The 26,016-nt window shown below is 55.8% G+C and carries 26 protein-coding genes; 17 read left to right on the forward strand and 9 right to left on the reverse strand.

Annotated elements, in window-relative coordinates:
* The first annotated feature begins 66 nt into the window (after window positions 1-66).
* Window positions 67-1,188: a succinylglutamate desuccinylase/aspartoacylase family protein gene (locus EQV96_RS11195; RefSeq protein ID WP_095002965.1), complete on the forward strand. Its 1,122-nt coding sequence runs from the start codon at window positions 67-69 to the stop codon at window positions 1,186-1,188.
* 12 nt (window positions 1,189-1,200) lie between these two features.
* Here the strand turns inward: EQV96_RS11195 and EQV96_RS11200 are convergent, their stop codons facing one another.
* Window positions 1,201-1,407 (reverse strand): hypothetical protein, encoded by a 207-nt coding sequence (locus tag EQV96_RS11200; RefSeq protein ID WP_095002964.1) that lies wholly within the window; start codon window positions 1,405-1,407, stop codon window positions 1,201-1,203.
* Between the two features lie 93 nt (window positions 1,408-1,500).
* The gene (dcd, locus tag EQV96_RS11205) at window positions 1,501-2,067 is read right to left on the reverse strand and encodes a dCTP deaminase (protein ID WP_016779707.1); all 567 of its coding nucleotides are present in this window, start codon (window positions 2,065-2,067) and stop codon (window positions 1,501-1,503) included.
* A gap of 352 nt (window positions 2,068-2,419) precedes the next feature.
* Here dcd and EQV96_RS11210 point away from each other — a divergent pair, with 352 nt between their 5' ends.
* Window positions 2,420-2,629, forward strand: coding sequence for a cold-shock protein (locus EQV96_RS11210; RefSeq protein ID WP_002554837.1), 210 nt, complete (start codon window positions 2,420-2,422; stop codon window positions 2,627-2,629).
* 198 nt (window positions 2,630-2,827) lie between these two features.
* Here EQV96_RS11210 and apbC read toward each other — a convergent pair whose 3' ends face one another.
* A complete protein-coding gene (apbC, locus tag EQV96_RS11215) occupies window positions 2,828-3,922 on the reverse strand; it encodes an iron-sulfur cluster carrier protein ApbC (RefSeq protein ID WP_095002963.1) in 1,095 nt (364 codons plus the stop codon).
* Between the two features lie 181 nt (window positions 3,923-4,103).
* Here apbC and metG point away from each other — a divergent pair, with 181 nt between their 5' ends.
* The 4 genes from metG (at window position 4,104) to EQV96_RS11235 (ending at window position 8,338) form a co-directional block, all read left to right on the forward strand.
* Window positions 4,104-6,155 (forward strand): methionine--tRNA ligase, encoded by a 2,052-nt coding sequence (metG, locus tag EQV96_RS11220; RefSeq protein ID WP_095019461.1) that lies wholly within the window; start codon window positions 4,104-4,106, stop codon window positions 6,153-6,155.
* Window positions 6,156-6,359: 204 nt separating this feature from the next.
* Complete coding sequence (gene rsxB, locus EQV96_RS11225) at window positions 6,360-7,352, forward strand: electron transport complex subunit RsxB (RefSeq protein WP_240882030.1); 993 nt, start codon at window positions 6,360-6,362, stop codon at window positions 7,350-7,352.
* Window positions 7,353-7,410: 58 nt separating this feature from the next.
* Entirely contained in the window at window positions 7,411-8,049 is a 639-nt protein-coding gene (gene nth / locus EQV96_RS11230) for an endonuclease III (protein WP_095002960.1), read from the forward strand.
* Window positions 8,050-8,155: 106 nt separating this feature from the next.
* Entirely contained in the window at window positions 8,156-8,338 is a 183-nt protein-coding gene (locus EQV96_RS11235; RefSeq protein WP_016779702.1) for a hypothetical protein, read from the forward strand.
* Window positions 8,339-8,423: 85 nt separating this feature from the next.
* Here EQV96_RS11235 and EQV96_RS11240 read toward each other — a convergent pair whose 3' ends face one another.
* On the reverse strand, window positions 8,424-9,050 hold the full coding sequence (locus EQV96_RS11240; protein WP_095002959.1) for a response regulator transcription factor: 627 nt from the start codon (window positions 9,048-9,050) through the stop codon (window positions 8,424-8,426).
* A 992-nt stretch (window positions 9,051-10,042) separates the two neighbouring features.
* Here EQV96_RS11240 and EQV96_RS11245 point away from each other — a divergent pair.
* Window positions 10,043-10,834: a hypothetical protein gene (locus EQV96_RS11245; RefSeq protein ID WP_130871905.1), complete on the forward strand. Its 792-nt coding sequence runs from the start codon at window positions 10,043-10,045 to the stop codon at window positions 10,832-10,834.
* 57 nt (window positions 10,835-10,891) lie between these two features.
* Here EQV96_RS11245 and EQV96_RS11250 read toward each other — a convergent pair whose 3' ends face one another.
* Both EQV96_RS11250 and EQV96_RS11255 read right to left on the reverse strand, forming a co-directional pair.
* Window positions 10,892-12,109: an argininosuccinate synthase gene (locus EQV96_RS11250; protein ID WP_016779698.1), complete on the reverse strand. Its 1,218-nt coding sequence runs from the start codon at window positions 12,107-12,109 to the stop codon at window positions 10,892-10,894.
* A 127-nt stretch (window positions 12,110-12,236) separates the two neighbouring features.
* On the reverse strand, window positions 12,237-13,142 hold the full coding sequence (locus EQV96_RS11255) for an OmpA family protein (RefSeq protein ID WP_095024200.1): 906 nt from the start codon (window positions 13,140-13,142) through the stop codon (window positions 12,237-12,239).
* A 155-nt stretch (window positions 13,143-13,297) separates the two neighbouring features.
* On the opposite strand from EQV96_RS11255, the gene pyrC reads away from it, so the two are divergent.
* Window positions 13,298-14,344 (forward strand): dihydroorotase, encoded by a 1,047-nt coding sequence (gene pyrC, locus EQV96_RS11260; protein WP_095001401.1) that lies wholly within the window; start codon window positions 13,298-13,300, stop codon window positions 14,342-14,344.
* On the forward strand, window positions 14,341-15,015 hold the full coding sequence (gene rnt, locus EQV96_RS11265) for a ribonuclease T (RefSeq protein WP_016779695.1): 675 nt from the start codon (window positions 14,341-14,343) through the stop codon (window positions 15,013-15,015). The genes pyrC and rnt overlap by 4 nt, the downstream gene beginning before the upstream one ends.
* Before the next feature lie 77 nt (window positions 15,016-15,092).
* Here the strand turns inward: rnt and EQV96_RS11270 are convergent, their stop codons facing one another.
* The gene (locus tag EQV96_RS11270) at window positions 15,093-15,695 is read right to left on the reverse strand and encodes a peroxiredoxin (RefSeq protein ID WP_095001402.1); all 603 of its coding nucleotides are present in this window, start codon (window positions 15,693-15,695) and stop codon (window positions 15,093-15,095) included.
* A gap of 278 nt (window positions 15,696-15,973) precedes the next feature.
* On the opposite strand from EQV96_RS11270, the gene EQV96_RS11275 reads away from it, so the two are divergent.
* Together EQV96_RS11275 and bfr are read left to right on the forward strand one after the other, a co-directional pair.
* On the forward strand, window positions 15,974-16,192 hold the full coding sequence (locus EQV96_RS11275) for a bacterioferritin-associated ferredoxin (RefSeq protein ID WP_016779693.1): 219 nt from the start codon (window positions 15,974-15,976) through the stop codon (window positions 16,190-16,192).
* Between the two features lie 198 nt (window positions 16,193-16,390).
* Entirely contained in the window at window positions 16,391-16,861 is a 471-nt protein-coding gene (bfr, locus tag EQV96_RS11280; RefSeq protein ID WP_016779692.1) for a bacterioferritin, read from the forward strand.
* Window positions 16,862-16,952: 91 nt separating this feature from the next.
* On the opposite strand, the gene grxD is transcribed toward bfr, so the two are convergent.
* Window positions 16,953-17,294, reverse strand: coding sequence for a Grx4 family monothiol glutaredoxin (grxD, locus tag EQV96_RS11285; protein WP_016779691.1), 342 nt, complete (start codon window positions 17,292-17,294; stop codon window positions 16,953-16,955).
* Between the two features lie 511 nt (window positions 17,295-17,805).
* On the opposite strand from grxD, the gene argF reads away from it, so the two are divergent.
* Together argF and EQV96_RS11295 are read left to right on the forward strand one after the other, a co-directional pair.
* Complete coding sequence (gene argF, locus EQV96_RS11290) at window positions 17,806-18,726, forward strand: ornithine carbamoyltransferase (RefSeq protein WP_095019465.1); 921 nt, start codon at window positions 17,806-17,808, stop codon at window positions 18,724-18,726.
* Entirely contained in the window at window positions 18,723-19,832 is a 1,110-nt protein-coding gene (locus tag EQV96_RS11295; protein WP_095001404.1) for an ABC transporter ATP-binding protein, read from the forward strand. Before argF ends, EQV96_RS11295 begins: the two co-directional genes overlap by 4 nt.
* A gap of 16 nt (window positions 19,833-19,848) precedes the next feature.
* Here EQV96_RS11295 and ybaK read toward each other — a convergent pair whose 3' ends face one another.
* Complete coding sequence (gene ybaK, locus EQV96_RS11300) at window positions 19,849-20,319, reverse strand: Cys-tRNA(Pro) deacylase (RefSeq protein WP_095001405.1); 471 nt, start codon at window positions 20,317-20,319, stop codon at window positions 19,849-19,851.
* 370 nt (window positions 20,320-20,689) lie between these two features.
* Here ybaK and EQV96_RS11305 point away from each other — a divergent pair, with 370 nt between their 5' ends.
* The 4 genes from EQV96_RS11305 to glpD all read left to right on the forward strand — a co-directional run bounded on the left by EQV96_RS11305 (window position 20,690) and on the right by glpD (window position 25,841).
* Window positions 20,690-21,541: an MIP/aquaporin family protein gene (locus EQV96_RS11305; RefSeq protein WP_095001406.1), complete on the forward strand. Its 852-nt coding sequence runs from the start codon at window positions 20,690-20,692 to the stop codon at window positions 21,539-21,541.
* Between the two features lie 89 nt (window positions 21,542-21,630).
* Complete coding sequence (gene glpK / locus EQV96_RS11310) at window positions 21,631-23,136, forward strand: glycerol kinase GlpK (protein ID WP_095001407.1); 1,506 nt, start codon at window positions 21,631-21,633, stop codon at window positions 23,134-23,136.
* A gap of 124 nt (window positions 23,137-23,260) precedes the next feature.
* Window positions 23,261-24,016 (forward strand): DeoR family transcriptional regulator, encoded by a 756-nt coding sequence (locus EQV96_RS11315; RefSeq protein ID WP_019823558.1) that lies wholly within the window; start codon window positions 23,261-23,263, stop codon window positions 24,014-24,016.
* Window positions 24,017-24,302: 286 nt separating this feature from the next.
* Window positions 24,303-25,841, forward strand: a complete 1,539-nt coding sequence (gene glpD, locus EQV96_RS11320; protein WP_240882031.1) for a glycerol-3-phosphate dehydrogenase — start codon at window positions 24,303-24,305, stop codon at window positions 25,839-25,841.
* The last annotated feature ends 175 nt before the right edge of the window (window positions 25,842-26,016 follow it).

Raw genomic sequence — 26,016 nt, forward strand, 5'->3', positions numbered from 1 at the left:
TCGATTGGGGCGACTGGCACAGCGCTACTGTCTGGCCATCTGAACTTGGCTCACAAGGACGTCTCCATGCAGCGACATCAAATTCATCCTTTGCTGGCACCTGTCCCGGGCACTGAACGGCTTATTCACAGTTTTCATTACGGGCCTGCCCAGCCCCGAGGCAAGATCTATATCCAGGCCTCACTGCACGCGGATGAATTGCCCGGGATGCTGGTCGCCTGGCACCTCAAGCAGCGCCTTGCAGAGCTTGAGGTGGCGGGACGGTTGCTCTTTGAGATAGTCGTGGTACCAGTGGCCAACCCGGCTGGCCTTGAGCAGGTCTTGATGGATATCCCGCTGGGGCGTTACGAGCTGCAAAGCGGGCAGAACTTCAATCGTAACTTCCTGGACCTGAGCACGCAGATTGGTGATGAGCTTGAAGGCCAGCTCAGCGATGATCCCGCACAGAACCTGCAGTTAATCCGCCGTCGCTTGCGCGAACTGCTGTCAGCGCAAGTGCCGACAACGCAGTTGCACTCCCAGCGCCTGACCCTGCAAACGCTGGCCTGCGATGCCGATATGGTGCTGGACCTGCACTGCGACTATGAGGCCGTACCCCACCTGTACACCACGCCTGAAGCCTGGCCGCAGGTCGAACCGCTGGCGCGCCACCTCGGCGCTCAAGCCAGCCTGCTGGCAACGGACTCCGGCGGGTTGTCGTTCGATGAGTGCTTCACCCTGCTGTGGTGGCAACTACAGCAGCGTTTCGGTCATTGCTATGCGATTCCCCAGGGCAGCTTTTCCGTAACCCTGGAATTACGCGGCCTGGCAGATGTGAACCACAGCCATGCAGGGCACGACTGCCAGGCGCTGATTGATTATCTGATCGATTTTGGCGCGATTGACGGAGAATCCGTGCCTTTGCCACCCCTTCTCTACCCCGCCACCCCTTTGGCCGGCGTAGAGCCCGTGGCAACACCGGCAGGCGGGCTGCTGGTGTTCAATGCCAGGCCGGGGGAGTATCTGTGCGCTGGCCAGTTGATTGCCGAGATCATTGACCCCATCAGCGACAAGCTCACACCGGTTTACTGCGCCAGCGCAGGTTTACTGTATGCCCGCTCTCAGCGGCGAATGGCCACCGCAGGCATGGTGATTGCCCACGTGGCAGGCCGCGAAGCCTATCGTAGCGGTTATCTGCTATCGCCTTGAGCCACTACCGGATCAGGCAACCGGCGCAGGCGGAGGCTCGTCAGGCAGCGTTGGCACGCCTGGTTCGGGCTCGATCGGTTGCGGGCTGTCCGGGTCAGGCTGGCCGGGGATGCCACCTGCATGCAGCTGTGGAAAGGCCAGCAGAGACCAGGCCAGCAGCCCGACCTGATTGGGCTCGAGGTTTGCCAGTTGGGCGCGGATACTCGGATCAATCTTCATAAGGCACTCCTGAGCGATGATCCGGCTCGCTGGATGCGTAACCGGAAATACACTCAATAGAGTGCATTTGCGCTCAAGAATTCCCTCTGTTCGTCAGGTGCGAGGCAAGGTCACGCCGCGCTGGCCCTGATACTTGCCGCCACGGTCCTTGTACGACACTTCACACTCTTCGTCAGATTCGAAGAACAGCATTTGTGCCACGCCTTCATTGGCGTAGATCTTGGCCGGCAATGTCGTGGTGTTGGAAAACTCCAGGGTCACATGACCTTCCCACTCGGGCTCAAGTGGCGTCACGTTAACGATGATGCCGCAACGCGCGTAGGTACTTTTACCCAGGCAGATGGTCAGCACATTGCGCGGAATACGGAAGTACTCAACGGTGCGTGCCAGGGCGAAGGAGTTTGGCGGGATGATGCAAACGTCGCTGGTGACATCGACAAAGCTGCCCGCGTCGAAATTTTTTGGATCAACGGTCGCCGAGTTGATATTGGTGAAGACCTTGAACTCGTTTGCGCAACGAACGTCATAGCCGTAGCTCGAAACGCCGTAGGAGATCAGACGGTTCTCGCCTTCTTCACGCACCTGACGCTCGACGAAAGGTTCGATCATGCCGTGCTCTTGCGCCATGCGGCGAATCCACTTGTCTGGTTTGATGCTCATGGCGGGTGTCCTGAATAGCGAGGTAGAAAATTCTGTTGGGCATCTTACCGCCCCCCAAGGCCCTGTTCAAAAATCTGGGGAAAAAATATCGAAATTAGCTTGAGATCCCCTGAATACAGGGTGTGAGGGCAACCGTCAGTCACGTTTTTGGATAATCCTTCGCAAAGACCCTTTGCACGTTCGGAAAAAAGCGTTAAGGTGGCGCCACTGTGTTGCTTGTGTCACTGAGAATCTCTACACGATATGTTGAATTTCGATCCAACCATCTCCAAGAATTTTTCCTGCTCTTTGCACTCAGTCTCGGCCAGGGCTTTTCCTGCGTCGCAGTTATCTTTGTTCAAGGAGTTACACCATGTCTAATCGCCAAACTGGTACCGTTAAGTGGTTCAACGATGAAAAAGGCTTCGGCTTCATCACTCCACAATCCGGTGACGACCTGTTTGTTCACTTCAAAGCAATCCAATCCGACGGCTTCAAAAGCCTGAAAGAAGGCCAACAGGTTTCTTTCATCGCTACTCGCGGTCAGAAAGGCATGCAAGCTGAGGAAGTTCAAGTTATCTAACTTGTACTGATCCAGTAAAAAACCCCGCCCTTAAAAGCGGGGTTTTTTTATGCCCGTAATAAACCCAGGCACGATTTTGTAGTCGCTGAAGAGGCACGAGGCGGCGATGGGCTGCATAGCGGCCCCAATTTCTGAAGGCCCTGGGGGCCTTATCGCAGCCTCGTACCTCGTCAGCGACTACAGGTATTTCATCGCAATTCAGTCGTCAGTGGTCGTAATGGTCGGCATAGCCTGCGAAGCCGCTTCATGCAGGACAATACGCGCGCCCACCTGTCGGGCCAGCTCCTGATAGATCAAGGCAACCGGGCTGTTGGGGTCAGCCACCGCTGTTGGCTTGCCATTGTCGGCCTGCTCGCGGATTTCCATCGACAGCGGCAGCGAGGCCAGCACCTCAACGCCATATTGCGTTGCCAGCTTCTCCCCCCCACCCTCACCGAACAGATGCTCTGCGTGACCACAGTTCGAGCAAATGTGTACCGCCATGTTCTCCACAACACCCAGCACCGGAATGTTGACCTTGCGGAACATCTCGACACCCTTGCGTGCATCCAGCAAAGCCAGATCCTGCGGCGTGGTCACAATCACCGACCCGGTCACCGGGACTTTCTGTGCCAGGGTCAGCTGGATATCGCCGGTACCCGGTGGCATATCAATGACCAGGTAATCAAGGTCATTCCAGGCCGTTTGTGTCACCAGCTGCAGCAACGCACCCGACACCATCGGACCGCGCCACACCATCGGCGTGTTGTCGTCAGTCAAAAAGGCCATCGACATGACTTCAACGCCATGGGCTTCGATGGGCACGAACCACTTCTGATCACGAATCTTCGGCCGCGTACCTTCAGCGATGCCAAACATCACGCCCTGGCTCGGACCATAAATATCCGCGTCCAGAATCCCCACCCGCGCACCTTCACGGGCCAGCGCCAGTGCCAGGTTGGCTGCGGTGGTGGACTTGCCGACACCGCCCTTGCCGGAAGCCACGGCCACAATGTTCTTCACATTGGCCAGGCCCGGGATTTGCGCCTGCGCCTTGTGCGCCGCAATCACGCAGTTGATCTCGACCTTGGCCGAGGTCACGCCATCCATGTTTTCGATGGCGGTTTGCAGGATCTGCGCCCAGCCACCCTTGAACAGACCGGCGGCATAACCCAGTTCAAGCTGAACACTGACGCGCTCACCCTGAACCTCTATGTTGCGGATGCATCCGGCACTGACCGGATCCTGATTCAGATAAGGGTCGGTGTATTGGCGAAGGACGGCCTCCACCGCTGCGCGATTAACTGCGCTCATGGGCAACTCCCGTAAAGACTGAGTAAAACAGGCCGCTATCGTACCTGTAATAAACCACCGGCAGCAGGCTTTTGAACCGCACAAAAACAGCACAAACGATCAGATACGCCAGCACGGGGTGAAATATATTGCCCGGCGCTTTATAGTGGCCGACCACCGTCTCATCAAGTAGCCGAGCCCCATGTCCGAGCCACGCAATATCTTAGTCACCAGCGCCCTGCCCTATGCCAATGGTTCAATTCACCTTGGCCATATGCTTGAGTACATCCAGACTGATATGTGGGTGCGCTTCCAGAAACTTCGCGGCAATCAGTGCACTTATGTCTGCGCAGACGATGCCCACGGCTCGGCCATCATGTTGCGCGCCGAGAAAGAAGGCATCACCCCCGAGCAACTGATCGCCAACGTCCAGGCTGAACACAGCGCCGACTTTGCCGAGTTCCTCGTCGATTTCGACAACTTCCACTCGACCCACGCCGAAGAAAACCGTGAGCTGTCGAGTGCGATCTACATCAAGCTGCGCGAAGCCGGGCATATCGCTACCCGCTCGATCACCCAGTACTTCGACCCGGAAAAGAAAATGTTCCTGGCCGACCGCTTCATCAAGGGCACCTGCCCTAAATGCGGCACTGACGATCAGTACGGCGACAACTGCGAAAAATGCGGCGCCACCTACGCGCCAACCGATCTGAAGAATCCCAAGTCCGCCATCTCCGGCGCCACTCCGGTGCTCAAGGATTCCGAGCACTTCTTCTTCAAGCTGCCCGACTTCGATGCCATGCTCAAAAGCTGGACCCGCAGCGGCGCCCTGCAGGATGCTGTAGCCAACAAGATCGCCGAATGGCTGGATACCGGCCTGCAACAGTGGGATATCTCCCGCGATGCGCCGTACTTCGGCTTCGAGATCCCGGACGCGCCAGGCAAGTACTTCTATGTATGGCTGGACGCACCAATCGGCTACATGGCCAGTTTCAAGAACCTCTGCGCCCGCCGTCCGGATCTGGACTTCGACGCGTACTGGGCCAAGGACTCCACCGCCGAGCTGTACCATTTTATCGGCAAGGACATCGTTAACTTCCACGCCCTGTTCTGGCCAGCCATGCTCGAAGGCGCAGGCTATCGCAAGCCTACTGCCATCAACGTTCACGGTTACCTGACCGTCAACGGCCAGAAGATGTCCAAATCCCGCGGCACCTTTATCAAGGCCCGCACCTACCTGGACCACCTGGCACCGGAATACCTGCGCTACTACTACGCCTCCAAGCTGGGTCGCGGGGTTGATGACCTGGACCTGAACCTGGAAGACTTCGTACAGAAGGTCAACTCGGACCTTGTCGGCAAAGTGGTCAATATCGCCAGTCGTTGTGCAGGCTTTATTCACAAGGGTAACGCCGGTGTGATGGTAGAGGGCAATGCTGCTCCCGAACTGACCGAAGCGTTCCTGGCCGCCGCACCAAGCATTGCCGAGGCCTATGAAGCCCGTGACTTCGCCCGTGCCATGCGTGAAATCATGGCGTTGGCCGACCGTGCCAACGCCTGGATCGCTGACAAGGCTCCTTGGGCAATGGCCAAAGTTGAAGGCAAGCAAGCTGAAGTTCAGGCGGTCTGCGCACTGGGCATCAACCTCTTCCGCCAGCTGATCATCTTCCTCAAGCCGGTCCTGCCAGTACTGGCTGCCGATGCAGAGGCATTCCTGAATGTCGACCCCCTGACCTGGAACGATCACCAGGTGTTGCTGGCCAACCACCAATTGAACGCATTCAAGCCATTGCTGACCCGTATCGACCCGGTCAAGGTCCAGGCCATGACCGATGCTTCGAAAGAAGACCTGGTCGCCAGCCAGACCGACACCGGCAGCGCTGCACCACAGGGCAACGGCGAACTGGTCAAGGAGCCGCTGGCCGCAGAAATCGAGTTCGATACCTTCGCTGCCGTGGACTTGCGCGTCGCGCTGATTCTCAAGGCCGAAGCGGTTGAAGGTGCCGACAAGCTGCTGCGCCTGACCCTGGATATTGGCGACGAGCAACGCAACGTGTTTTCGGGAATCAAGAGCGCCTACCCGAACCCGGCCGAGCTTGAAGGTCGTCTGACCATGATGATCGCCAACCTGAAGCCACGCAAAATGCGCTTTGGCATATCTGAAGGCATGGTGATGGCTGCCGGCCCTGGCGGTGAAGAAATTTACCTGCTCAGCCCGGACAGCGGCGCCAAGCCAGGTCAGCGCATCAAGTAACACTGCCCCTTTGCACCGTCTGGTGGCCTGCAGGCCACCAGACGCTGTTCATCAGTAGCCGCCCCTCCCGTCATGCCGGATAATCAGCCGTCTTTACCGAGCTGAACGATCTTGCACCCACGCTTGACCGTCACGCCCCTATTTATCTCTGCGCATGTTGAGCGTCGCCCAGATGCGACCCGCTGTAGCTGGACTGATCACACCATGAGCCTGATTCAACGTATTGATGCTTTACTGCCGCAAACTCAATGCGGGAAATGCGGCCATCCTGGCTGCAAACCTTATGCGCAAGGTATTGCTCAAGGCGAGGCAATCAACAAGTGCCCGCCTGGCGGTGCCGAAACCATTGCTGCACTGGCCAGCTTGCTCAGGGTTCCCGTACTGCAACTGGATACCGATCGCGGCCAGGCCCCACCGCAAGTGGCCTATATTCGCGAAGCCGAATGCATCGGCTGCACCAAATGCATTCAGGCCTGCCCGATCGATGCCATTCTTGGCGCCGCCAAACTGATGCACAGCGTGATTATCGATGAATGCACCGGTTGCGATCTCTGCGTTGCGCCATGCCCGGTGGACTGCATCGAAATGCACCCGCTGCCTGCCAATGTCATCCCGATTGTCGGCGGCCTCGCTCAGAATGAAGAGCAGTTCAACGCCCGTAACCAGAAACGCGAGCATGCCCGCAAGCGCTTCGAGTCGCGCGACGAACGCCTGCGCCACGAAGAGCTGCACAGGCAAGCTGAACGCCTTGCCCGTGCCCAGCGCCCGCCTGCAGCAACCCTCAGCGGCACGCAAACGGATTTCCCCGGGGCAGCATCAGGCAGCCTCAATGACGCCGCACTTAAAAAAGCCAAGGTCACTCTGGCCATGGCCCGCGCGCAATTGAACAAATCGTTGAAGGCCTTCGGGCATCCGCCAACCGCACAGCAGCAATCTCAGCTGGTTATTCTGCAACAGCAGTTTGAATCCGCGCAGCAGGCACTGGCTCAACTGGAGTCAATGCCCCTGGCCGCCACACCCGCACCGATAGCCAATACTGCCGAACTCAAACGGGCAAAAATCCAGCTGGCCATGCGCCGCGCCGAACTTAAAAAAGCCATGGGCCAAGAGATGTCCGGCACCGAGCTGACACTTTTGGCTGACGCTGTCACTCAGGCAGAATCCGCACTCAATGCGCTGGATCCGGGCAAGACTTGAAAAAACCATATAAGCGCCCCACCGTTTATCGGACTGCTCTTCAGGAACGTTTTTAACCATGAACGCCGTAAAGCGCCTTGAAATATTTCGCCGGTTTCACGAAGACAACCCTGAACCTAAAACCGAACTGGCCTATTCATCGCCTTTTGAACTGCTTATCGCCGTGATCCTGTCTGCACAGGCCACTGACGTCAGCGTTAACAAGGCAATGGCCAAACTGTTTCCGGTCGCCAACACACCAGAAGCCATCTACGCTCTGGGAGTGGAAGGACTGTCGCACTACATCAAGACCATTGGCCTGTATAACAGCAAGGCCAAGAACGTGATCGAAACCTGCCGTTTATTGATTGAGCGCCATGGCAGCCAGGTCCCACAGACCCGAGAAGAGCTTGAAGCACTGCCCGGGGTAGGTCGTAAAACGGCAAACGTTGTGCTCAATACAGCTTTCCGGCAACTGACAATGGCTGTAGACACCCATATTTTCAGGGTCAGCAACCGAACCGGTATTGCCCCTGGCAAAAACGTGGTGGAGGTCGAAAAAAACCTCATGAAGTACGTACCAAAACCCTACCTGCTGGACGCCCATCACTGGCTTATCCTGCACGGGCGCTACGTGTGCCAGGCGCGCAAGCCTCGGTGCGGCAGTTGTCGCATAGAAGACCTGTGCGATTTCAAGGAAAAAACCTCTGATGATTGAGTGATAGGCGTTCTATGGGCTGATCGATTGAGAAAATCTTTTTTACCCAACGAGCGATTATCGCTATAAGGGGCGCCATTAGCTGTCTTAGCCTGGAGTGAATTGAATGAGCACTGGCAAAGAAGAACTGGAAGTAGAGGAAGATTTCGCAGTCGTCGATTCGGACGAAGTCGTAGAGCCTGTTGTCGAGGTCGCTAAAACCAATCTGGCCAAACGCCGCACCATTGACGCACTGCTGGAAGAAAAACGGCTCAGAAAAGAGCTGGAAGATTATGGATACGACCTGTAATCCCGGAGATACGGCATCAAAAGCCTCCTGTTGTGGAGGCTTTTGCTCAGGGGGCTTGGGGTATTACATCTTCAAGCCCCTCTCTTCACACCAGGCCATTGCGCTGTGCCAGCTCAATCAAATCTACAAGTGAACGGGCATTAAGCTTCAATAAAAGGCGCGTTTTGTAGGTGCTCACCGTTTTATTGCTCAAAAACATGCCATCCGCAATTTCCTTGTTACTCTTTCCACGTGCCAACTGCTGCAACACCATCATTTCTCGCCCAGAAAGGCGATTGACCATATCTGCCTCACTGGCATTCCCCAAGCTTGAACGTACTGAGTGCAAGGCTTGATTCGGGAAATAACTGTAGCCAGACAGTACGGCCTTGATTGCACTCAACAGTTCAGTCAAGTCCTGCTGCTTGCATACATAACCGGCTGCACCGGCTTGCATGCAACGCATGGAAAAGTGACCCGGGGCTTGTGAAGTCAACACCAGCACCTTGATAGGCACTGCCGGTGTGGACAACCGCGCTATAACTTCAAGCCCGTCAAGCCTAGGTATTCCAATATCCAGAATTACGATATCAGGCGCATATTCACGCGTAAGCTGCAAAGCATCCACACCATTATCCGTCTCTGCAATAACCTCGTAGCCATGTCGTTCCATGAGCATACGCACAGCAAGACGAATTACAGGATGATCATCCACGATCAGCACTTTATTCATGGGCCATTCCAATTTATCGCTGTTCGAATTTTCAGAACCAGCACCATAGCCTAGTCGCAACAAACTGGGCATAGCACCCCCTCAAGCATCAACAACCAAAGACATTTCCTACAAATATTGGAGATCAACCCTACAGATATCGCCCATTGAAACGCCCCCCACACACTTTCGTCACAAGCTGCCAGACATGGGAAGACCGAAACTCAAGAAAGCGCCGAGAATTAAAATAAAAACCCAACATAGAACTGCAACACTTTCACACAGATAACGAAATCGTACCCACTTAAGACACATTCAAAAAACCAGATATAAAACACATTCAAAAATCTGACCAAACAGCCTGACAACTCAACTACATACCCCACCCCCATGGCCTGCCGCCCAAATAAAATGCCCCACCCCCATTAAAAACCACAAAAAACACAGTGACAAATCTCAATGTTCATTCAAATTAAATCTACTATTTTTCCAAGGGAAAATATTACAATTTCATGCTTACAGAATCGGACTACAAATCATTAGGAAAACACCTAAAGCATTAAATCACGCTAAAATAACGGCAAGACGTTCGCCCAGGCAAACCCAACCAAGATAAAAATAAATATTCGATAGATACGTTCATCCACCTACAACTCCCTCTCAGACTTATCATTCAAATCAGTCACTGACTAAAAACCTTACACCCTTTACAAAAAACACTTAACGCCCTTTAACAAGGTCCGATCTGATAACGACAGCCCCCCTACAAAAACAAACCTCTTATTCAAGAAATCGATAAATTCCGCCAGCCGGGCGCGACACAATCTCATGCAATTGATTTGCGCCTTAAAAAAAACACGACTAATTTTAAAAAACGCTAGCAACTCCCTGAAGAAAGCGCTGAACCAATCACCCGACTTACATTGACCCTGCACAGATACTCCAAGCTGGCCATACACCGCCAAGAAGCGCCTTCTTCCTTATCATTCCGACTTTTACCAAAAGGCACTTTCATGATAAAAAACACCATAAAAATCAACCACCCACTTACCGTTATCGCTGTTTTTTCAATGCTGACGGAAGCGTCCGCTGCAGTCTCTCTCCCTTATATCGACAGTGAGCATCAAAAAATATACGTATGGTTCCTGATTGTGTTCCCATCACTTCTGATCACGTTGTTTTTCCTGACCTTAAACTTCAATAACAAAACACTTTATACCCCCGCTGACTTATCCAAAGCCGAGAATACTCCGGAAGGGTTCTCTCAGCCGACTGGCCCTTGCCTGAAGCAAGGCAATTCATTTGCAAGCACAAGTACATCCGCACAACTATTTATACCCGCCTGCCCTTCAGGCTCCCCGTACAGCTTATACAGACCCCATAACATCTTCCTTCAAGGCCAAAGAGTCCACCACGTAGACCCTCCCCCGTTTCCACCCCCCGAAAGAGCGCACGCAACATTCTTTGCCAAGAGTCATGCATGGAGAGAGGGCTCAGAGTTAAAAACACTCTATCTTATGGACCTGAACTACCTGCACTTGCTCTCCCCTCATAAAGGCACTGCCGAAGAGGTATTACATATCTATTACAAAGCAACCCGCAAATATAAAAACACGCCCCCCAGACATGCTGTACTGCTACTGCTTACCAACCAGCACTCCAGTATTCCTCAGGAAACTATTCGACGGGCCATCGACAACTTCAAACATACGTCATCCATCAACCATACAACCATTATCAGCTACAACACCGACGCACACAGATTCACCCTGCTTAACTCACCCCGCCCCCAAACAAATACCTGAATTGCAGGCAAAAAAAAGCCCCAGCCAATTGGCTGGGGCTTTACCAGGCGAGCTGTATCAGAACAACTTGCGCCCTTTATTTGCAGCAATACGCATGCGCAATGCATTCAACTTGATGAAGCCGGCAGCATCGGCCTGATTGTAAGCACCGCCATCCTCTTCAAAGGTTGCGATGTTGGCATCAAACAACGACTCGTCAGACTTGCGACCGGTAACAATCACGTTGCCTTTGTACAGCTTGAGGCGAACAACACCGTTAACGTGAACCTGCGAAGCATCAATCATCTGTTGCAGCATGATGCGCTCAGGGCTCCACCAGTAGCCGGTGTAGATCAGGCTGGCGTACTTTGGCATCAACTCGTCTTTCAAGTGAGCGACTTCACGATCCAGAGTAATCGACTCAATGGCGCGGTGAGCACGCAACATGATGGTGCCGCCCGGGGTTTCATAGCAACCACGGGACTTCATGCCAACATAACGGTTTTCGACGATATCCAGACGGCCGATACCGTGTTCGCCACCAATGCGGTTCAACGTTGCCAGAACAGTCGCAGGTGTCATCTCAACACCGTCCAGCGCAACGATGTCGCCATTACGGTAGGTCAGTTCCAGGTACTGCGGCTTGTCAGGAGCGTTCTCCGGAGAGACGGTCCACTTCCACATGTCTTCTTCGTGCTCAGTCCAGGTATCTTCGAGCACACCACCTTCGTAGGAGATATGCAGCAAGTTGGCATCCATCGAGTACGGGGATTTTTTCTTGCCGTGACGCTCGATCGGGATTGCATGCTTTTCAGCGTAATCCATCAGCTTTTCACGGGAGAGCAAGTCCCACTCACGCCAAGGAGCAATAACCTTCACCCCTGGCTTCAAGGCATAGGCACCCAGTTCAAAGCGAACCTGGTCGTTACCTTTACCCGTTGCACCGTGGGAAATGGCATCGGCGCCCGTTTCATTGGCGATTTCAATCAGGCGTTTGGCAATCAGCGGACGAGCAATGGAAGTACCCAGCAGGTACTCGCCTTCGTAAACGGTGTTGGCGCGGAACATCGGGAAAACGAAGTCACGAACAAACTCTTCGCGCAGGTCATCAATGTAGATTTCCTTGACGCCCATGGCTTGCGCCTTGGCACGTGCAGGTTCGACCTCTTCACCCTGACCCAGGTCAGCGGTAAAGGTTACGACTTCACAGTTATAAGTATCCTGCAGCCACTTCAGGATCACCGAAGTGTCCAGGCCGCCCGAATAAGCCAGAACGACCTTGTTTACGTCCGCCATGCCATCACTCCACGGGTTGTTCGAAAAGCCGAACAGTCTACCGCCCACAGCTATGAATTTACAGAGGCGCGACAGCTTAAGACGACAAAGCGACAGTTTATATCAAAGACGCGACGAGACCGTTGCTTCAGGAAATAGCCGCTGGATTGCTGGGACCTACAGATGGCGCAGCTTTTTCAGGCACAGGGAGCCGTTCCAGGCGGACGCTTACCCGGCGATTTTTCGCCCGGTTTACCCGACTGGTATTCGCCGCCAAGGGGTATTGCTCACCATGGAATCGCACCGTGATCTGCGACTCCTGCAGGCCGTTCTGCTTGAAATACTCCATTACCGCCAATGCCCGGCGCCGCGACAGCTCACGATTGGTCAAGCGATTGCCCTGATTATCGGAATAACCGTCGAGGATGACGTGATTGACTGTAGGGTCTGCCTTCAAGTATTCGACCATGACTTGCAAGTTGACCCGGGCCACCGCGTCCAGTTCGGTCCCCCCGCCAGGGAAACCGATCTGGCTTTGTCTGACCTGCTCAAAGTTTTTCGGTAAAAGCTTTGCGGTACAGGCCTCGTAGTCGCCGTAAGCCTGGCGAAACCTGACAGGGAGCAGGCGTACTTCCGAGACATTGCCCTCACGAGAATAATGCCTTATCAAGGGGCTGCGCCCCTCAATCAAGCCTCGAAACAAGTTGGCGGCCTGCGCCTGGGAACTGTTGAAAAGCACCTGCCCACGGCCAATACGCACCGAGCCCAGGTCAATATCACCACGGCCCGGTTGCCAGGGCGCAGCGGCGGCCAACAGCTTGGCAGAGCCCTCGCCCAACATTGAGTTGTAAGCATTAAGACGAAATACAGCCTGTTCTCCTGCACGCCTTACAAAAGCACCCGAACCAAAATCGGTAATCGGCTGAATCAGACGGCATTCGAATTTGTCACCTTCCACTTTCCACTCGATATTCTCCAGCCGCGTCTGAAAAGTCAGAGCCATGGCTGGCAGGCTGGCAAACATACTGAGCAGGATGAAATAACGCTGGCGCACGGGAGGCTCCACAGGCTTGTACGGCAAAAAAACAGGCCACAGATTTACGGCATGCTCATCAGATATCGGTCAGCAATCACAAAACTTGATAGCGAGTGCCTGCCAGAGTCTTTTCCGGTAGCATTCACCTCAGTTCGACCCGCCTGGAATCCCCAATGTCTGACCGCCTGACCCTGCTGCGTCCCGACGACTGGCATATACATCTTCGCGATGGTGCTGTGTTGCCTCACACTGTCGCGGATGTAGCGCGCACTTTTGGCCGCGCCATCATCATGCCCAACCTGGTACCCCCGGTGCGCAATGCCGCCGAGGCCGACGCCTATCGCCAGCGCATCCTGGCTGCACGCCCCGCTGGCAGCCGCTTCGAGCCGCTGATGGTGCTGTACCTCACCGATCGTACCCAGCCAGAAGACATTCGCACGGCCAAGGCCAGCGGATTCGTCCATGCAGCCAAGCTGTATCCGGCCGGGGCAACGACCAACTCCGACTCCGGTGTAACCAGTATCGACGCGATCTTCCCGGTTCTGGAAGTCATGGCCGAAGTCGGCATGCCTTTGCTGATCCACGGTGAAGTCACCCGAGCCGGCGTAGACGTGTTTGACCGCGAAAAGATCTTCATCGACGAGCATATGCGCCGCGTCGTAGATCGTTTCCCGACGCTGAAAGTCGTGTTTGAGCACATCACCACCGCCGACGCGGTGCAGTTCGTCAACGAGGCTTCGGCCAACGTCGGCGCAACCATTACCGCTCATCACCTGCTGTACAACCGCAATCACATGCTGGTTGGCGGCATTCGCCCGCACTTTTATTGCCTGCCGATCCTCAAGCGCAACACCCATCAGGAAGCCCTGCTGGATGCGGCCACCAGCGGCAGCGAGAAGTTTTTCCTGGGCACTGACTCGGCACCTCACGCCCAGCACGCCAAGGAAGCGGCGTGCGGTTGCGCCGGGTGTTATACCGCCTATGCGGCCATCGAGATGTACGCCGAAGCGTTCGAACAGCGCAATGCGCTCGACAAGCTGGAAGCCTTTGCCAGCCTTAACGGCCCGCGCTTCTACGGCTTGCCCGCCAGCAACGAACAGATCACCCTGGTTCGCCAGGAGTGGACCGCCCCAACCAGCCTGCCTTTCGGCGAGCTGACCGTAATTCCGCTGCGCGCCGGTGAAACACTGCGCTGGCGCCTGCTGGAGGAACAGCTGTGAGTGACGACCATTATGATGACGAACACGAAGGCGGCCATGGCGGCGGTCCACGCCACCCGATGGCAGAGCGCTTTCGCGGTTATCTGCCGGTCGTAATCGATGTTGAAACCGGCGGTTTCAACAGTGCTACTGATGCATTGCTGGAAATTGCTGCCGTAACGATCGGCATGGACGAAAGAGGCTTTGTGTTCCCCGAACACACCTATTTCCACCGTGTCGAGCCGTTTGAAGGCGCCAATATCGAAGCCGCTGCACTGGAATTCACCGGTATCAAGCTCGATCACCCACTGCGCATGGCCGTCAGTGAAGAGACAGCCCTGACCGATATCTTCCGCGGTGTGCGCAAGGCCCTGAAGGCCAATGGCTGCAAACGCGCCATTCTGGTGGGGCATAACAGCAGCTTCGACCTGGGCTTCCTCAACGCCGCTGTCGCGCGCCTGGACATGAAGCGCAACCCTTTCCACCCGTTCTCGAGCTTTGACACCGCGACCCTTGCTGGCCTGGCCTATGGCCAGACCGTCCTGGCAAAAGCCTGCCAGGCCGCCGACATCGACTTTGATGGGCGTGAAGCACACTCGGCCCGTTACGACACCGAGAAAACCGCCGAGTTGTTCTGTGGCATCGTAAACAGCTGGAAACAAATGGGCGGCTGGAAAGACTTCAACGACTGATCCTGTCGTAAAGGCTTACAGCGCACCATAAAAAAACCGGACACTGGGTCCGGTTTTTTTATGCCTGAAACTGACGATTACAGCTGGTCAGCATTTTCAGTCAGGTAAGCCGCAACACCTGCAGTCGAAGCGGTCATGCCCTTGTCGCCTTTTTTCCAGTTGGCCGGGCAAACTTCGCCGTGCTCTTCGTGGAATTGCAGGGCGTCAACCAGACGCAGCAGCTCGTCCATGTTGCGGCCCAGTGGCAGGTCGTTGACGATCTGCGAGCGCACAACGCCTTTGTCGTCGATCAGGAACGCGCCGCGCAGAGCCACGCCGCCTTCGGTTTCAACGTCGTAGGCCTTGCAGATGGCGTGATTGATGTCGGCAGCCATGGTGTATTTCACCTGGCCGATGCCGCCATTGTTCACTGGCGTGTTGCGCCATGCGTTGTGGGTGAAATGGGAGTCAATGGACACCGCAACCACTTCAACATTGCGCGCCTGGAACTCAGGAATACGGTGATCCAGTGCGATCAGCTCGGACGGGCATACGAAAGTGAAGTCCAGTGGGTAGAAGAACACCAGGCCATATTTGCCTTTGATGGCGGAGGACAGCGTGAAGCTGTCAACGATTTCGCCAGTGCCAAGTACGGCGGCGACGGTGAAGTCAGGGGCTTGTTTGCCTACGAGTACGCTCATTGGATATCTCCTGGTGTGCAGCGTGAAAAACAGAACCTGATTGGGCAGCCGTTGAAAACGACGCCAGGCAATCAGCTCCCGGGTAAAAAGACCGGTCATCATACACCGCTCGTCGGAACTGGCAGGCACCCTTTTTCACCCGCCCGAAAGCGCTCAAAAGAACCGTTCGTCAGCACAGTGCCTGAGACCCTCAATTGAGACTCAAGGTACTTTGACAATCATTCTCGTTAACATTAAGATCCTTGGCATTGAATCCCAACCAGCGATGGTTCTTATTTATGTACGTTTGCCTTTGCACTGGCGTCACCGATGGAAAAATCCGCGACGCAATCTACGACGGTTGCTGCAGTTACCGTGAAGTGCGTGAAGCGACAGGTGTTGCCAGCCAATGTGGCAAATGTGCCTGTCTGGCCAAGCAAGTGGTTCGCGAAACCCTTTCCTCGCTGCAAGCCAGCCAGGCTGTCATGAGTTTCCCGGCAGAATTTTCAGTCGCCTGATTAACCAATTCCAAAGAACCGGACATAGCGTCCGGTTTTTTTATGCCCAGAATTCAAGTGCTTAGGCCCAAGACGCGGAACACAAACATTCTTATTCCGATTAATTTTCATTTATTATTCAAATACTTAGGTTTGACAGTCTGCAAGGTGCGGATCAAACTCTGCCCTATATACAGTTAATTAAGGCAGACCCCAGCCATGAAAGGCGACATTTCGGTTATTCAGCACCTCAACAAAATTCTCGGCAACGAACTGGTCGCAATCAACCAATACTTCCTGCATGCACGCATGTATCAGGATTGGGGCCTGGAGAAGTTGGGCGCGCATGAGTACCACGAGTCCATCGACGAGATGAAACACGCGGACAAACTGATTAAACGCATCCTGTTCCTGGAAGGCCTGCCAAACGTACAGGACTTGGGCAAGCTGCATATCGGCGAGCACACCAAGGAAATGCTGGAGTGTGACCTGCGCATCGAGAAGACTGGCCACGCCGACCTCAAGGCCGCCATTGCCCATTGTGAAGTAGTTGGTGACTTTGGCAGCCGGGAAATGCTCGAAGATATTCTTGAGTCGGAAGAAGAACATATCGACTGGCTGGAAACTCAGTTGGGCCTGATCGACAAAGTGGGTATTGAGAATTACCTGCAATCGCAAATGGGTGAGTAACTAACACCCATTAAAAAGCCCCGCCTTGTTTATCACAGAGGCGGGGCTTTTTTATGCGTGCGACAAAACAACTGTCACGACGCGACTGATATCAGGCTTCAGTCTTGTTTGCTGCGGCTTTCTCGACAGCTTCTTTGATCAAAGCCTGCAAAGAACCATCAGCGGCCATTTCAGCCATGATGTCGCTACCGCCAACCAGCTCGCCACCTACCCACAATTGCGGGAAAGTTGGCCAGTTGGCGTACTTTGGCAGATTGGCACGAATTTCAGGATTCTGGAGGATGTCCACGTAAGCGAACTTCTCGCCACACCCCATGACTGCCTGAGCAGCTTTAGCCGAAAAGCCGCACTGCGGGGCATTCGGGGAGCCTTTCATGTAGAGCAGAATGGTGTTGTTGGCAATCTGGTCTTTAATAGTTTCGATGATATCCATGGAGCACCTCGGCTGAACTTTCCGACGCAGATGTCGGCACGGTGGCGCATTGTAACGGAAAGCCGAGCGCGACGCTCGGTCTCCCCGACAGACAATAGTATGCCCCTGCTCCCTCCACAAAGCTTGTTGTCCCTGCCGAGAAACGATGGCTGCGAGCAGTTAAACCCCGCCTCATGACAGGAATGCTGACAACGCCATCGCAGCCGTCGCTCCTCGCCAGCGATGACAAATACGACGACCTCGCCCCCCCTCGCAATTGCCAAGCTACGCCACGGCAGTGTACAAATGGGCAGCTGAGGTGAGGCAAACCGCCTGATGTGGCTCATGCAGCGCAAGACCCGCTCAAACCTCTATACATATGACCCTTATTGGCAAGACGCGACATTTCCTTATAAGATCGCGCCTTCCCCTATTTCGTCGCCCCGTGCGGCTTTCGCCGCAGGTCTCGCCCGTTTTTCCGAAAACCCCGGCCTTGAGCATCTGCGATCGTTGCAAAAAAAGGTAGTTAATGATGAGCGCAAGGCACTTTCTCTCCCTGATGGATTGCACTCCCGAAGAGCTAGTCAGCGTGATTCGCCGCGGCATCGAGCTTAAGGACCTGCGCCAGCGCAGCGTTCTGTTCGAACCCTTGAAAGGTCGCGTACTGGGCATGATTTTCGAAAAATCATCGACCCGCACCCGCCTGTCATTTGAAGCTGGCATGATCCAGCTCGGTGGCCAGGCCATTTTTCTGTCACCACGAGATACCCAACTGGGTCGTGGCGAACCGATAGGCGACTGCGCCATCGTCATGTCACGCATGCTTGACGCCGTCATGATCCGCACCTTCGCCCACAGCACCCTGACCGAGTTTGCGGCCAATTCCCGCGTACCGGTTATCAATGGCCTGTCGGACGACCTGCACCCATGCCAGCTGCTGGCTGACATGCAGACCTTTCTTGAGCATCGCGGATCGATCAAGGGCAAGACCGTGGCCTGGATTGGTGACGGCAACAACATGTGCAACAGCTATATAGAAGCGGCCATCCAGTTTGACTTCAACCTGCGTGTTGCCTGCCCCGAAGGCTATGAGCCCAACCCCGAGTTCGTGGCGCTGGCAGGCGAACGCGTTACCATCGTTCGCGACCCGCGTGATGCCGTGATTGGCGCCCACCTGGTGAGCACCGACGTATGGACATCAATGGGTCAGGAAGACGAAACGGCCAAGCGCCTCGAACTGTTTGCCCCGTATCAGGTCAACCGTGCCCTGCTCGACCTGGCGGCCGATGACGTGCTGTTCATGCACTGCCTGCCTGCTCATCGCGGCGAAGAGATCAGCGTCGACCTGCTGGACGACCCTCGCTCCGTGGCCTGGGATCAGGCCGAAAACCGCCTGCATGCGCAAAAAGCGCTGCTCGAATTCCTTGTCCAACCGGCGTACCAATCCGCATGAGTCAGCCGCTATTGCTAAACCTTCGTGATCTGGCCTGTGGGTATCAGGGCCAGAGCGTGGTGCAAAACCTCAACCTGCATCTCAATGCCGGTGATATCGGCTGCTTGCTGGGCTCTTCGGGGTGCGGCAAAACCACGACATTGCGTGCTATTGCCGGGTTCGAACCGGTACACCAGGGTGAAATCAGGCTGGCAGGCGAAGTGATCTCCAGCGCCGGCTTCACCTTGGCACCCGAGAAACGTCGTATTGGTATGGTGTTTCAGGACTACGCTCTGTTCCCGCACCTGAGCGTGGCCGACAACATTGCCTTCGGCATTCGCAAGCACCCGAACAAAGACCGTGTGACCGAAGAGCTGCTTGAGCTGGTCAACCTTAAAAACCTGGGCAAACGCTTTGCGCACGAGTTATCAGGTGGTCAGCAGCAACGCGTTGCCCTGGCCCGCGCCCTGGCACCCGAGCCGCAACTGCTGTTGCTGGATGAGCCATTCTCCAACCTGGATGGCGAGCTGCGCCGCAAGCTCAGCCACGAAGTGCGCGATATCCTGAAAGCCCGTGGCACAAGTGCGATTTTGGTGACACACGATCAGGAAGAAGCCTTCGCTGTCAGCGATCATGTTGGCGTGTTCAAGGAAGGCCGCCTTGAACAGTGGGACACCCCTTACAACCTCTACCACGAACCTCAGACGCCCTTTGTGGCGAGCTTTATCGGTCAGGGATACTTTATTCGCGGCCAGTTGCTGACACCTGAATCGGTACAAACCGAGCTGGGTGTCTTGCGTGGCAACCGTGCGTATACCTGGCCAACGGGCGGTGCAGTGGATGTATTGCTGCGCCCGGACGATATCGTCTACGCACCGGACAGCGATTTGAAGGCGCGGATCATCGGCAAGACATTCCTCGGCGCATCGACCCTTTATCGCCTGCAACTGCCGACAGGCAGCCAGCTGGAGTCGATCTTCCCGAGTCATGCCGACCACTTGCCTGGCGCTGAAGTGGGCATTCGCGTTGCCGCCGAACACCTGGTGATGTTTCAAACCAGCGGCAGCATAGCGGCGCAAATCCCGCAATCCGAATCAGGTGTAAGGCGTTTCAGCACAGCGCACTAAAAACCTGTGGCAGCGCTTACGCCCTGCCTACTTCTGCGAACTTCGCTTGCGTGTGCTCTGCCAGCACCGCAGGCGCCAGTTCCACCTCCAGCCCGCGTCGTCCGGCGCTGACAAAAATAGTCGAAAAACCCTCGGCACTTTTATCAATAAAAGTACGCAGGCGCTTCTTTTGCCCCAACGGGCTGATCCCGCCAAGCAGATAACCTGTGGAGCGCTGAGCCGCCGCCGGGTCCGCCATTTCGACTTTCTTCACCCCCGCTGCCTGAGCCAGCGCTTTCAAATCAAGACTTCCGACGACCGGTACGACGGCAACCAGCAACTCGCCCTTTTCACTGCTGGCCAACAGCGTCTTGAACACTTGCGCAGGCTCCAGGCCAAGCTTTTCTGCGGCCTCCAGGCCGTAGGATGCCGCCTTGGGGTCGTGTTCATAGCTGTGTACCCGATGTTCGGCGCGAACTTTTTTCAGCAGGTCCAGTGCAGGCGTCATGACAGCTCCAGTTTTGCAGAGGAGAAAGAAATACGATGGCCGATTTTAGGCTATTACCCCGTAAAAAGGCGCTGAAACCGAGGTTACAGACCCAGCATGTAGCTAAAAAGTTACCTTTACCCCTCTCAATTCGTAGTCTTTGTTTACATAAAAACCAATACCAAAGCACTCATCTGAAGTCAGAATGTGAATACCCGTTCACTTTCGACCTTTGACAGCAGTGTTTCTTGTCTATATTTTTTCGAATCTGAATATACTCACACGACTCAGCCTGACAGCGTAAAACACAAATACGCAGTTCCCGGTCCAGGCTCAGGCGCACTGCCACCCTGATTGACGACGTCAAAAAACAACAATAACGAGGTTTTACATGTCGACTGCATCGCAGCACCCCACACTTTCAGGCCAGTGCCTGGCCGAGTTTCTCGGCACCGCACTTTTGATATTCTTCGGTACCGGCTGTGTTGCGGCTCTCAAGGTCGCGGGCGCAAGTTTTGGCCTATGGGAAATCAGCATCATCTGGGGCATTGGCGTCAGCATGGCGATTTATCTGACAGCGGGCGTTTCCGGCGCACACCTGAACCCGGCGGTCAGCATTGCGCTGTGCCTGTTCACCGATTTTGAAAAACGTAAACTGCCTTTCTATATCCTCGCCCAGATCGCAGGGGCCTTTTGCGCAGCGGCGTTGGTTTACACGCTCTACAGCAACCTGTTCTTCGATTACGAACAAGCCCACCAGATGGTACGTGGCAGCCAGGCCAGCCTGGAATTGGCCTCGGTATTCTCGACCTACCCGCACCCTTCGCTGACAACGCTGCAGGCCTTCCTCGTCGAGCTTGTGATAACCGCTATCCTTATGGGCGTAATCATGGCCCTGACCGACGACAAAAACGGCTTGCCCCGTGGCCCATTGGCCCCCCTGCTGATCGGCTTGCTGATCGCCGTCATTGGCAGCTCGATGGGCCCATTGACCGGTTTTGCGATGAACCCTGCGCGTGATTTCGGGCCCAAGCTGATGACTTTCTTCGCTGGCTGGGGGGACGTCTCGTTCACCGGCGGGCGCGATATCCCGTATTTCCTGATTCCCATTTTTGCACCCATCGTAGGTGCCTGTCTGGGCGCTGCCATTTATCGCGGGATGATTGCCCGGCACTTGCCTGACATTGCCCCGGCAGATGCGGTTACCCAAGCCGCTGCGCCTGCAAAGACTCAGGCATCCTGATACCGACTGATGAAACGGGGCGCACGAGACCTACTGCCCGTTACCTGTCTCGCGCCCGCAACCTCCCTCATTCTGCAAGGCACTAACAAATGACCGACACTCAGAATAAGAACTACATCATTGCGCTGGACCAAGGCACCACCAGTTCGCGAGCGATCATCTTCGATCGTGACGCCAACGTGGTGTGCACAGCACAACGTGAGTTCCAACAGCATTACCCGCAACCGGGCTGGGTCGAACACGACCCGATGGAGATTTTTGCCACCCAGAGCGCCGTGATGGTTGAGGCCCTGGCCCAGGCCGGCCTGCATCATGACCAGGTTGCCGCCATCGGCATTACCAACCAGCGCGAAACCACGGTGGTCTGGGACAAAGAAAGCGGCCGCCCGATCTACAACGCCATCGTCTGGCAATGCCGTCGCAGCACCGAGATCTGCGAGCAGCTCAAACGCGACGGTCACGAGCAATACATCAGCGACACCACCGGCCTGGTGACCGACCCGTACTTCTCCGGCACCAAACTGAAGTGGATCCTCGACAACGTCGAAGGCAGCCGCGAACGGGCGCGCAAAGGCGAACTGCTGTTTGGCACCATCGACAGCTGGCTGATCTGGAAATTTACCGGCGGCAAAACCCACGTTACCGATTACACCAACGCCTCGCGCACCATGCTCTTTAACATCCACACTCTGGAGTGGGATGCCAAGATGCTGGAGGTGCTGGATATCCCGCGCGAAATGTTGCCTGAAGTGAAGTCGTCTTCAGAGATCTACGGCCGCACCAAAAGCGGTATCGCCATCGGCGGCATTGCCGGCGACCAACAGGCCGCGCTGTTTGGCCAGATGTGCGTCGAGCCCGGCCAGGCCAAGAACACCTACGGCACCGGCTGCTTCCTGCTGATGAACACCGGCGCCAACGCCGTGAAGTCGACCCACGGCATGCTGACCACCATCGCCTGCGGCCCCCGCGGCGAAGTGGCCTACGCCCTGGAAGGCGCCGTGTTCAACGGTGGCTCCACCGTGCAATGGCTGCGTGACGAACTGAAGATCATCAACGACGCCCACGACACCGAATACTTCGCCAATAAAGTCAAAGACAGCAATGGCGTGTATCTGGTGCCTGCCTTCACCGGCCTCGGTGCCCCCTACTGGGACCCGTATGCCCGTGGCGCACTGTTCGGCCTTACTCGCGGCGTACGCGTAGACCACATCATTCGTGCTGCGCTGGAGTCGATTGCCTACCAGACACGGGACGTACTGGACGCCATGCAACAGGACTCCGGCGAACGCCTCAAAGCCCTGCGTGTAGACGGTGGTGCCGTAGCCAACAACTTCCTGATGCAGTTTCAGGCCGACATCCTCGGCACCCAGGTTGAACGCCCGCAAATGCGTGAAACCACGGCCTTGGGCGCTGCCTACCTGGCGGGTCTGGCTTGCGGCTTCTGGGGCAGCCTGGATGAACTGCGCGGCAAGGCGGTGATCGAGCGCGAGTTCGAACCTGCACTGGACGAAAGCTGCAAAGAGAAGCTCTATGCCGGCTGGAAAAAAGCCGTAAGCCGTACCCGCGACTGGGAACCTCACGAAGAAAGCAACTAAGTACGGGCAATGACATCTGCGGGCGCCTATGGCGCCCGCAGTTGCTTGAGGCACCTGCGAGTAGCAGACGACGCTTTCCTGCGGCATCATGGGTGAATTTGCTTCGCCGCCCAAAGGAAACTCCATGAATCTGCCTCCACGCCAACAGCAGATCCTCGAACTCGTACGCGAGCGCGGTTATGTCAGCATCGAGGAAATGGCTCAGTTGTTCGTCGTCACGCCGCAGACCATTCGCCGTGACATCAACCAGTTGGCAGAAGCCGACCTGTTGCGCCGCTACCACGGTGGCGCCGCCTATGACTCCAGTGTAGAGAACACCGCCTACGCCATGCGGGCCGACCAGATGCGCGATGAAAAGCGCCGCATTGGCGAAGCCATTGCCGCCCAGATTCCCGATCACGCCTCGATTTTCATCAATATCGGCACCACCACCGAGTCGATTGCCCGGGCGCTGCTCAACCACAATCACCTGAAAATCATCACCAACAACCTGCATGTTGCGTCGATCCTGAGCGCAAAAGACGACTTCGAAGTACTGATCGCCGGCGGCAATGTGCGCCGCGATGGTGGCATCGTCGGTCAGGCCAGCGTCGACTTTATCAACCAGTTCAAGTTCGACTTCGCCTTGGTTGGTATCAGCGGTATCGATTCTGACGGCAGCTTGCTGGACTTTGACTATCAGGAAGTACGCGTATCCCAGGCGATTATCGCCAATGCCCGACAAACTATCCTGGCAGCGGACTCCAGCAAGTTCGGCCGCAATGCAATGGTCCGCTTGGGCCCGATCACCTTGATCGATTGCCTGGTCACCGACCAGCCGCCCGTGCCGGAGCTGGCGCAACTGCTGGCCCAGAACAAAATTCGTCTGGAAGTGGTTTAACCACACTCAGATAGTGATGCGGGTTCAGATGCTGTGGGGCGGGCTTGCTCGCGATGGCATCACCGCAACCTGACAGGTGAGCCGCAGCGCCTGCATTGCGAGCAATGCCTGCTCCCGCAGAATCATTGCCCTACACTAAAATGTTCGAAATTCTTCCTTTCGACGCCCTTCGATGAGTTTTTTCAATCGAAGGGTGCTGGCTGCCCGCGCCTTTATCCGCTAATATTTTCGCAAATGAACATTAATGTTCGAATTCAAATATGCGTAAAGAACGCGAGGCCAACCCATGCCCCTGACCACCTTGCCTGCCACTCCCCTCGCTGAGGTTTACGACGTCGCCGTTATTGGTGGTGGAATCAATGGTGTCGGGATTGCGGCAGATGCAGCCGGGCGCGGCCTCTCGGTGTTCCTTTGCGAAAAGGACGATCTGGCCAGCCACACGTCCTCTGCCAGCAGCAAGCTGATCCACGGTGGCCTGCGCTACCTCGAACATTACGAGTTCCGCCTGGTGCGCGAAGCGCTGGCCGAACGCGAAGTGCTGCTGGCCAAAGCCCCGCATATCGTTAAACCGATGCGTTTCGTATTGCCGCACCGACCGCACCTGCGCCCGGCGTGGATGATCCGTGCCGGCCTGTTCCTGTATGACCATTTGGGCAAGCGTGAAAAGCTGGCTGGTTCAACCAGCCTCAAGTTCGGTGCCAACAGCCCCCTTAAAGCAGAAATCACCAAAGGTTTTGAATACTCCGATTGCTGGGTCGATGACGCGCGCCTGGTAGTGCTCAACGCCATGGCCGCGCGGGAAAAAGGCGCCCATGTTCACACCCAGACCCGTTGCGTCGGCGCGCGCCGTAACAAGGGTTTGTGGGAGTTGAACCTGGAACGTGCAGATGGCAGCCTGTTTTCGATCCGCAGCAAGGCCCTGGTCAATGCCGCCGGCCCCTGGGTCGCCAAATTCATCAAGGACGACCTCAAGCTGGACTCGCCTTACGGCATCCGCCTGATCCAGGGTAGCCACCTGATTGTGCCCAAGCTGTATGACGCGCCAAATGCCTTCATCCTGCAGAACGAAGACCAGCGGATTGTGTTCACCATTCCGTACATGGACCAGTTCACCATCATCGGCACCACTGACCGCGAATACACCGGCGATCCGGCCAAGGTCAGCATTACCGAAGAAGAAACCGACTACCTGCTTAATGTGGTCAACGCCCACTTCAAGCAGCAAGTGAGCCGCAGCGACATTCTGCGCACCTACTCCGGCGTGCGCCCGCTGTGCAATGACGAGTCCGACAACCCTTCGGCCGTGACCCGCGACTACACCCTGGCATTGTCTGGCGCAGCGGGCGAAGCCCCGCTTCTATCGGTATTTGGCGGCAAACTGACCACCTATCGCAAGCTGGCCGAATCGGCCATGGCACAGCTGACACCCTACTTCACCCAGATCAAGCCGAGCTGGACCGCCAGCGCGACATTACCCGGCGGCGAAGGCATGACCACGCCAAAAGCCCTGAGCGAGGCCCTGGTCAGCAAATACAGCTGGCTGGATGCCGCAATTGCCAAGCGCTGGGCAATCACCTATGGCAACCGCTCCTGGAGCTTGCTCGAAGGTGCACAAGGCCTGGGCGACATGGGCGAGCATATCGGCAGCGGCCTTTACAGCCGTGAGGTTGATTACCTGTGCAACCAGGAATGGGCACTGGAGGCACAGGACATCCTGTGGCGCCGCACCAAGCTTGGGTTGTTCACCACGGCCGAGGAACAGGCCCACCTGAGCCAGTACATGACCACCCTTGGCCTGAAACACCGCAAGGTTCAGGCCGCTTAATCCGCGTTTAGATGGCCCGTGGGAGCGAGTCCGCTTGCACGGGCCTTCGCTCCTCCCCCCCCGCACTGCCTGCCTTTCATTCGGTTTTCCGAACGCACTCCCCCCCAATGATTCGGCTTTCCGGGCATCTGCATGCCACCGAAGTCCCGACATAAAACTTTAATTCGTTATAAAT

The organism is Pseudomonas sp. TMW22080 (assembly GCF_022496745.1).
Lineage (GTDB): Bacteria > Pseudomonadota > Gammaproteobacteria > Pseudomonadales > Pseudomonadaceae > Aquipseudomonas > Aquipseudomonas bubulae.